11 protein-coding genes are annotated in these 8,237 nt (G+C 68.8%); 4 read left to right on the top strand and 7 right to left on the bottom strand.

The features are described from left to right. Positions 1-4: 4 nt before the first annotated feature. The 4 genes from NKG96_RS18545 to NKG96_RS18530 all read right to left on the bottom strand — a co-directional run bounded on the left by NKG96_RS18545 (position 5) and on the right by NKG96_RS18530 (position 3,846). Positions 5-241: a hypothetical protein gene (locus NKG96_RS18545; RefSeq protein ID WP_254538269.1), complete on the bottom strand. Its 237-nt coding sequence runs from the start codon at positions 239-241 to the stop codon at positions 5-7. 186 nt (positions 242-427) lie between these two features. Next, entirely contained in the window at positions 428-1,660 is a 1,233-nt protein-coding gene (locus tag NKG96_RS18540) for a glycosyltransferase family 2 protein (protein ID WP_254538268.1), read from the bottom strand. A gap of 1,108 nt (positions 1,661-2,768) precedes the next feature. Then, positions 2,769-3,248, bottom strand: a complete 480-nt coding sequence (locus NKG96_RS18535; RefSeq protein ID WP_254538267.1) for a DUF7344 domain-containing protein — start codon at positions 3,246-3,248, stop codon at positions 2,769-2,771. A gap of 250 nt (positions 3,249-3,498) precedes the next feature. Next, the gene (locus NKG96_RS18530) at positions 3,499-3,846 is read right to left on the bottom strand and encodes a hypothetical protein (protein WP_254538266.1); all 348 of its coding nucleotides are present in this window, start codon (positions 3,844-3,846) and stop codon (positions 3,499-3,501) included. A gap of 266 nt (positions 3,847-4,112) precedes the next feature. On the opposite strand from NKG96_RS18530, the gene NKG96_RS18525 reads away from it, so the two are divergent. Further along, a complete protein-coding gene (locus NKG96_RS18525; protein WP_254538265.1) occupies positions 4,113-4,334 on the top strand; it encodes a hypothetical protein in 222 nt (73 codons plus the stop codon). 31 nt (positions 4,335-4,365) lie between these two features. Here the strand turns inward: NKG96_RS18525 and NKG96_RS18520 are convergent, their stop codons facing one another. Next, positions 4,366-4,545, bottom strand: a complete 180-nt coding sequence (locus NKG96_RS18520; RefSeq protein WP_254538264.1) for a hypothetical protein — start codon at positions 4,543-4,545, stop codon at positions 4,366-4,368. A 139-nt stretch (positions 4,546-4,684) separates the two neighbouring features. On the opposite strand from NKG96_RS18520, the gene NKG96_RS18515 reads away from it, so the two are divergent. Next, a complete protein-coding gene (locus NKG96_RS18515; RefSeq protein WP_254538263.1) occupies positions 4,685-5,011 on the top strand; it encodes a HalOD1 output domain-containing protein in 327 nt (108 codons plus the stop codon). 60 nt (positions 5,012-5,071) lie between these two features. Here NKG96_RS18515 and NKG96_RS18510 read toward each other — a convergent pair whose 3' ends face one another. Further along, complete coding sequence (locus NKG96_RS18510) at positions 5,072-5,803, bottom strand: CehA/McbA family metallohydrolase (protein ID WP_254538262.1); 732 nt, start codon at positions 5,801-5,803, stop codon at positions 5,072-5,074. An 80-nt stretch (positions 5,804-5,883) separates the two neighbouring features. After that, positions 5,884-6,600, bottom strand: coding sequence for a hypothetical protein (locus NKG96_RS18505; RefSeq protein ID WP_254538261.1), 717 nt, complete (start codon positions 6,598-6,600; stop codon positions 5,884-5,886). A 130-nt stretch (positions 6,601-6,730) separates the two neighbouring features. On the opposite strand from NKG96_RS18505, the gene NKG96_RS18500 reads away from it, so the two are divergent. Both NKG96_RS18500 and NKG96_RS18495 read left to right on the top strand, forming a co-directional pair. After that, a complete protein-coding gene (locus NKG96_RS18500) occupies positions 6,731-7,630 on the top strand; it encodes a haloalkane dehalogenase (protein ID WP_254538260.1) in 900 nt (299 codons plus the stop codon). A gap of 63 nt (positions 7,631-7,693) precedes the next feature. Further along, positions 7,694-8,158: a nucleoside deaminase gene (locus tag NKG96_RS18495; protein WP_254538259.1), complete on the top strand. Its 465-nt coding sequence runs from the start codon at positions 7,694-7,696 to the stop codon at positions 8,156-8,158. Positions 8,159-8,237 lie beyond the last annotated feature (79 nt).

The raw sequence follows: 8,237 nt of genomic DNA, 5'->3' as shown, positions 1-8,237 counted from the left end.
CTGGTTATTCGTCGAGGTAGCCGAGCGCTTCGAGGCGGCCGCGCATCTCCGCCTCGTCCGCCCGGTCGAAGCCGTCGTTCGGGGCCGCCGACCCCTCCTCGACGCGGTAGAGGACGTCTTCGAGGACGTACGTGACGTAAGCCTCCGGACTGTCGAACTCGGTGGCCTCGACCCGCCGTTCGACGCGGTCGACGATGCTCCGGGGGAGTTCCAGGGTGGTTGTCGTATCTGAGTGTGACATAGTTCTGTTTGCGTGGGTTCGAGTAGTTCACCGTGGCGCGTGCGTCGACATATTTCTTCGCACACACTCACGATTTCGAGTGAGTTCTGGCGGGGTGTCGGGACGCGCCGGCGACGGGCGGTCGTCCCTCGTCGGGCGGTCATGGAGCGACGGTCGGGGCCTGTGGTCACCGCGGTCGCGGGCCGGTCACTCGTCGTCCCCCAGCATGCTGAGGAAGAACGAGTGGAACACCGTCTGGACGCCGATGATGAGGGCGGTGAACGCGATGATGTCCCACCCGATGAACGGGAGGGCGGTGTAGCCGCTGGCGACCCACCGCGAGAACATCATCACGATGTAGGCGACGCCGAGGCCGGTCAGGGCGAGTCCGAAGGCCGCGCCGTGTTCGAGGCTGAAGCGTTCGAGGATGCCGTCGACGATGGGTGACTCGGCGCGGCGGATAGGGTCGGTGGCGACGGCGCTGAACAGACCGAGGCTCCCCACCTGGAAGCCGATGACACAGAGGAACCCGCCGGCGACGAGCGTGTGCGTCCCGAAGTTGAGGCCGGCGAACCGCTGGCCCGTCAGCGACACCACGATGGTGAGGACGCCGAGGAGCGCGAACCCCACTGCGGGTGCCAGAAAGAGGTACCCCGGGGAGTTCTTGAGCATGAACTTCACGTGTCGCCAGCCGTCGTGGAAGCTGTCGAGGGTGGCGTCGCCCTCCCGTCGCGAGTAGGTGATGGGTGTCTCGGCGATGGTGAGGCCCTTCGTGCTGGCGTCCATCACCATCTCGCTCGCGAACTCCATCCCGTTGCTCGTCAGGTCGAGGCGGTCGAGGGCGTCGCGGGTGAACACGCGGAACCCGCTGTGGGCGTCGGAGACGTCGGCGTCGTAGAAGGTGTTGAGAAAGCGCGTCAGCATCGGGTTGCCGACGTAGCGGTGGAGCGCCGGCATCGCCCCGGGTTGGATCTCCCCCTTCAGGCGACTTCCCATCGCGATGTCGGCGTCACCGTCAGCCACGAGGGCGAACAGCGCCGGGAGTTCCCTGAAGTCGTATGTCGTGTCGGCGTCGCCCATCACGATGTACTCGCCCCGGGCGTGCTCGAAGGCGTAGCGGTAGGCGTAGCCGTAGCCCGCGCCGTCGGGTTCGACGACCCGCGCCCCCATCGCCCGTGCGATGGCGGGGGTGTCGTCGGTCGAACTGTCCGAGACGATGATCTCGCCCGTCACGTCCAGTTCCCTGAGCGCCGACTGCACGGACGCGATGCACTCCCGGATGCCCCGCTCCTCGTTGAGTGTCGGGAGGACGACGCTGACGAGCGGGGCCTGGGCGCTCTCGGGGGGGAGTAACGGCCAGTCCGTGTCGCTCGTCTCCTCGACCACTCGGTCGCCGAGCGGGACGTCCACGGGTTTCGGTGTTGGGTTCTCTGTCGCCATGTGTGTAGTGTGGGTAAACGAGACGCAGTCCGACCGGCCGGCGGAGCCTTCTACCGCCCTCTCAGCGCGTGATAGCGGCACGGTGCCGCCTCCGCCACACCGCGTCGTCTGGAATCGTCGGTCAGCCAACACCATCTCCGCACACCATATGAACGTTGTGACGGTTGCACACGAAGGACCGGCAGACGGGGACGAAAAGCGACACTGCCTCCGGTCACCGCCGCCCCGAGGTGGGAAATCCCCGGTTGAGACGCCCCGGTGCGGCCGAATGTCACGGGGAGCGGCCGCCGAGAGCGCGAACCGGGGCCGGCAGTCGCCCGGCCGGTACTGTCACGTGCTAACACATATTTCCCCGGGGAAAGGGGTCATTTCGCTCGTCCGTCACGTTCTCGCCCGAATCCCTCGTCGACCGGGAGCGTCGTATAGAGGGCTTGCACGCCGTCGTTCCGGTCGGACGGGCGGGAGACGACAGCACGGACGAACGGGAGCACCGTCGCGTGCGGGGTGTACGAGGGTCGTGAACCACCTCATACCGACGGAAGTGTGAGTCGACTGCGCACGCGCGCGAGGAACCCACCAGTCTGCCGGGGCGAACGACGGCCCCCGACCGGGAGTCCCGGGGCGGGTCAAACCGGACGGGTCGGTGCCACGCTCGCTGGACGGCCGGCGACCGCCCGTTCGGACTCGGACCCGTGCCCCACTGCGAGTATCGACGACGGGCGCCGTCGTCTGAAGTCCGGAGCGTCGGTGGTCGGCCGCTCCGTGACAAGCATAGCGCTGTAATCTCTGGGACCGCCGGAGGGTGACGTATCGACCGTCCGCTGCGAGCGCGTGTCAGATCGTAACGCACCCGTTACACCGCCGAGACGCACAATAACCGCCCCTCGTCCGTCGATTCGGGTGAGCCGGATCCGTTTCCACGGGCCGGCGTTTAGTGTAATATTTCTAACAAAGTCTGCCGGTCGGACGGACCGACGCACCGTCCGCCGCCGCGGACAGTTCGGTGAAATCGCAGGTTACTCGGCGTGCTCGGCGGACGACGCCGTCGACGGGCGGCGGAGGGAGGAGAGGAGGGGGACCGTACGGGTGTTCGTCCGAAGTGCCGGCGTCAGCGGGAGAGGTGGGGGCGGGCGGAGTAGAGGCTGGTGACGAAAATGGCCAGCAGGCAGGCGAAGAGGGGCCAGCGAACGTCGATGGAGCCGACGACCGGCGGTCCCAGCGCGATGAGGACGACGAACACCATCCCGGCACCGCTCAGCAGGGGCGGGACGACGGTGTACCGGTCCAGGCTCGCGTCGTCGACGTACCGCGCGAGTTCCTCGAAGTTGTGACCGGGGGCGACGCGTTTCGCCTCCTCGTCGTACCGGATGACCTCGAAGTCGACGAGTTTCGGGATGTGGTGTTGCTGGAGGGAGACGTAGATGGGCCGGTAGCGGTCTTCCGCCGAGCGGTCGTCGCCCGTCGCCGTCTCGGCGATGTGCTGTGCCACCGTCGAGACGGGGAGTCCCTCGTCCGCTGACGCGAGCAGGTGAATCAGCTTCCGCCGACGGCAGTTGCCGAGTATCCCGTAGGCCTCGTCTTTCGTCAACCCCGGAGGCTCCCGACCGCGAGGCTCTACACCACTCTCCTCCCGTGAATGAACTGCCGCAGTCACCCGCATGGGAGAGTTGTTAGAACATCATCATATGTCTGTTCACCTTTGCATCGGAACGAGTTTATCTACTCTCCGCTTCGAGAGCGGCGGCGGAACCCCCGTCTCACCGCCGGACGCCTTCGATTTCGAGCCCTCCGTCACGCCGAGTCGGTCGCCGTTCGGCCCGCCCGAACCGCTCCGTTCGTCACCCCCGGTCGTGGGGCGACCAGTCGTTCACCGTGTAGTAGACGACGACGGCGACGACGAGCAACGAGAGCGCCACGGCCAGTTCCAGTCGGGCCTCGGGGCCCTCGTTGGCGTCGAGGACCTGGTGGAACCAGAAGACGTTCGCGAGGACCGACCCGTGGACGGCGTGGCCGAGGGAGACGCTCACCAGGCCGAGTTCGTAGGCGACCCACCAGCCGTCGGGGAGGAGCGCCCAGAACCCGCTCGCGAACGTCGCCAGGAACGACCGTCGTTCGTCGACCCCCACCGCGGCCAGCACGAAGAGCGCACCGGCGACGCCCACCGCGAAGTGGACCATCGCCTTCATCGCATCACTGTCGAGGGAATCATCAGTCGACTGGTGGTTTTCCGCGGAGCCGCAAAGCACTTGCTGCCGAGACGGACGCCCCTCGCCAGTAGTGCTATGTGAGTGGGGCACATTGCTCCTCGCGGAGATAGTTCTTTGTGTCGCGTTACGGCCACCGATCCGTCCGGAAGCGCAACGACTTCCGACGCCGGGCCCGTCCTCCCGGGTGATGGACGCACGCTCGCCACCGACCGACCGCCCCGCCAACCACCGTGAGGTGGCCCGCAGTGGGTGAGGGCGTTGACCCGCCGACGGCGGACGAACTGTTCGAAGCGGCGGTCCCCGAGGCCGACGACCCGCGACCCCTGCCGGACCTCGTCGCGGGACTGATGCAGACGCAGGGTGTCTCGGCCCCGGAGGCCGAGCGACTCCTCGAGGAACGGTGGACGCCGGGGCAGGCCGAGACCGTCATCCGACGGCACTGGACCGAGCGCTCCCGGTGGGAGTGAGGGGTACTCGACGACGACCCGCCCGTCGAACTCAACGACGCCGTCGCGGTCCGACAGGGAGGAACCGTACCGTCACGTCGAGGGCGGGGTCGGTGCCGGCGAACAGGCCGTCCGGCGCGTCCCGGTCGACCGGCCCGAAGCCGACGTCACCGGCGTGCGCGCCCGGGTCGACGTCTCCGAGGACGACGATGCTCACGGGCGTCCCACTCACAGGGTCGTCCGCCGATGTCCGAAACGAGGCATCACTGTCGGCCCGTGGGGGCGGCGGCCCGCCAAGTGCGGGTCGTGAAGGTATCCGAGCGTCACCAGCTATATCCGGACGGGGGGTGTACAGCCGTTCGACACGTTAGATGGCGATACACCCGAAAGACGGACCACCGGGAGAGGAGGAACGTCCACGCACGGGAGGAGGCGACGGACCGGCGGTCGTCCACTGCGACCTCGGGGCGGTCGACGAGCCGTCGGCCTCGGTCGTGAAGGCAGTAGCGACGGCGGTGGCCGTCGACCCGCTCGACCTGCTGGGTCCACTGTCGGACACTGTCGACCCCGACGCGCTCAACGACCTGTTCGTCCCCGAGCGGTCGGTCGCGGAGTGCGTCCGGTTCGCCTTCGCCGGCACGACCGTCGAGGTCCGGAGCGACGGGCGAGTCACCGCGAGCCCCCACCGGAGCGAGTGACGGACCGTCGGTGCCGCGCCGGGTGAGGCGGGCGGGAGTCGGACGGCGCGCTCGCGCGGGTCAGCGGAGGTTCGAGACGGACCCGACCACGCTGGCGGCCGTCGACGCGACCGCGCGGCCGGTCCGTCGCTGTGCGGCCCAGAGGTAGTGTTTCGCCGACCGCGGGATGGGTTTGCGCCGCCCGTGGATGCGCGTCGAACCGTTCTTGATGGCGCGGACGACGTGCTCGCTCGTCAACTCGCCGTTCGACAGGTCGGTGTCGAGTTCGATGTCGGTGTACGCCCGCCCGATGAACGCCGCGTCGTGGGCGTCGCTGGCGGCCACGTCGGGGTAGCCGCGAGCGCGGGCGAACGTCCGCGCCCGGCGATTGCGGTAGCCAGTGAACAGCCAGGAGTTGTACACCTCGACGGCGTCGCAGTCGCCGATGTGGCGCTTCCTGACCCCGTGGCGCGTGCGCTGGAAGGGATGAGGGACCACCGCCGCCCCGCCCAGGTCGCGGACCCGTTCGACCGTCTCGTCGAGTGGCTGGTAGGACGCCGGGCGCTCCTCGACGCCGACGGCGAGGAGGTGACCCTGCGCCGTCGACACCTCCACGCCGGGGATGCCGACGAGGTCGTACTCCGGGGCGATGCGGGCCGCCCGGAGCGACTCCGTGATGCTGTCGTGGTCCGTGACGACGATGGCGTCGAGGCCGATGTCCGCCGCCTGTTCGAGGAGGAGTTCGACCGGGTCCCCCGCGTCGTACGAGCCCTCGCTGTGGACGTGCATGTCGACGCTGACGGTCCGGGCCATGTGTTGTTCAGGAACAACGGTCCTGCGAGTATAAAGGCGGCGTCAACAGACTGAACGGGCGTGTCGGCTGTGAGCGCGCCTCACTCCAGCAGGACCGTAAAGCCCCACGTCCCCGAGGTGCCGCTCTTCGCCTCGGGCGTCGTCTCCCCGCGCATCGCCTCGTAGGTCGTCTCGAAGCGGAACTCGCCGACCGGGAGGCAAGCGTCCTCGCCAGGCGTCGCGTACAGGTCGAGCGACTGCTCGACGGTCTGGCCGGGGGCGAGGCGCGTGATGCGGTACTCCTCGGTGACGGCGATGGGTTCGGTGAGCCGCCAGCACCCCGCCTCCGCCGGGTACTCGCCGTCTGCGGGCAGGAGCACCAGGTGGCCGTCGGTGTCCTCCCGGTAGGCGAACACCACGGCGCGACCCTCGCCCACGTGGAGCGTCGAGTCCGTCGTGTTCGTCACCGACACGCGGACCTGCGGGGGCGCGTCGTCGGTTGCCGCCTCGCGGAGCACCTCGACGCGGTGCTCGATGGGTCCCGTCACGTCGTCGGTGCCGGCGACGAAGACGCCCGGGCCGCCGGTGCCGCGGGGTCGGGTCTCACCGGATCCGTTGGACCCGTTGCCGCCGGCCCCCGGGAGTCCGTCGTCGGTGGGCGAGGCGGTGGGTGTCGGGGTCGGCGTGGGGGACCCGGTCCCGTTCGCCGCGCCCGGACCGGGGCTGTCTGACTGGGGGTCCTCGCCGATACACCCTGCGAGACCGGTCGCGGTGGCGAGGGCGGCGAACTTCAGGAGGGTGCGTCGTGTCGGGTTCACGGGAGAGAGGAGGACCGCTCGGGTATTAGCGACAGCGGAGCGTCAAATACCCGTTTGCTGCTTCGCGGGAGTCCGTCATGGTTGTCGGAAGCACCCGAACCGGTATGTCGCTGGCGACTGACCCCCCGTCATGGGACTCGTACGTACACCAGAGGAACGCCTCGACGACCTGCCCGGCTACCCCTACGACCCCGCGTTCGTCGAGGTTGGCGAGGACGACGCGCGGATGGCCTACGTGGACGAGGACGGCGGCGCCGAGGAGACGTTCCTCTGTCTCCACGGCGAACCGACGTGGGGCTACCTCTACCGGAAGATGCTCCCGACGCTGGCCGACGAGGGACGCGTCGTCGTCCCCGACTTTGTGGGGTTCGGCCGCTCGGACAAGTACGACGAGGTCGAGGAGTACACCTTCGAGATGCACTACGAGTCGCTCGTGGCGTTCGTCGAGGCACTCGACTTACAGAACGTCACCCTCGTCTGTCAGGACTGGGGGAGCATCCTCGGCCTGCCCGTCGCGGCCAACGAGTTCCCCGAGCGGTTCTCCCGCATCGTGGCGATGAACGCCGTCCTCGCCGACGGCACCGTGGACATGCCCGAGGTGTGGTACCGGTTCAAGGAACTCGTCGAGACCACCGACGACTTCCAGGTGTCCCGCCTCGTCCAGAGCGGCTGTGAAACCCCGCTCTCGCCCGGGGTGCGGGCGGCCTACGACGCCCCGTACCACGACGACGCCTCGAAGGCCGGCGCGTACGCGTGGCCGCCGATGGTCCCCCGCGACCCGGACGCGCCGGGCGCGGCCCACCTCCGGGAGGCCCGCGAGGCCCTCGGCGAGTGGGAGAAGCCCTTCTTCGCGCTGTTCGGCGACGCGGACCCCATCACGCGCGAGTTCCGTACCCTCCTGCGTGACCTCGTCCCCTCGGCGACCGAGCAACCCGACGTGTGGGTCGAGGGGGCAGGACACTTCATCCAGGAGGACGCCGGCGGCCGGACCGCAGAACAGATCGTTGAGTTCGTCCGACGGACCCGCTGACGGGAGGCGAGGAACCGTTCCGGGACCACAACCTTCCTGTCCTCGCCGCACCACCCGTCGGCGATGCCCCCACTGGACGAACTCGACCACGAGTCCCACGTCGCGGAGACCATCGACCTCGCCCGCGAGGCGGGCGAACGCGGTGACGGCCCCTTCGGGTCGCTCCTCGTCGTCGACGGCGAGGTGGTGATGGCGGAGACGAACCGCGAGTACACCGACGACGACATCACCAGCCACCCGGAACTCACCATCGCGCGCCGCGCGGCGCGAGAACTCACCGCCGAGGAACGCGCACGGGCGATCATGTACACTAGCACCGAACCGTGCCCGATGTGCTCGGGCGGTATCGCCATCTCCCCCCTCGGTGCCGTCGTCTACAGCGTCTCGGGCGAACGGGCGGCCGAGGAACTGGGCGGCGCGCCGGGCGTCCCCTGTGACGAGGTGTTCGAGCGTTGGGGCGTCGAAATCGAGGTGGTCGGCGGCGTCCTCGAAGACCGGGGCCTCGACGTCAGACGGGCGTTCCAGTAGGACACACTCACCCCGAGTCAGTACGACAGGACATCGCCCTCGGGGATGCGCTCGATACGAGTGAACAAGAACCCGCCGC

It is taken from the genome of Halomarina litorea (assembly GCF_024227715.1).
GTDB classification, from domain to species: Archaea; Halobacteriota; Halobacteria; order Halobacteriales; family Haloarculaceae; genus Halomarina; species Halomarina litorea.
The sequence above is the reverse complement of the archived record's forward strand: the minus strand, read 5'-3'. Positions and strand labels throughout refer to the sequence as shown.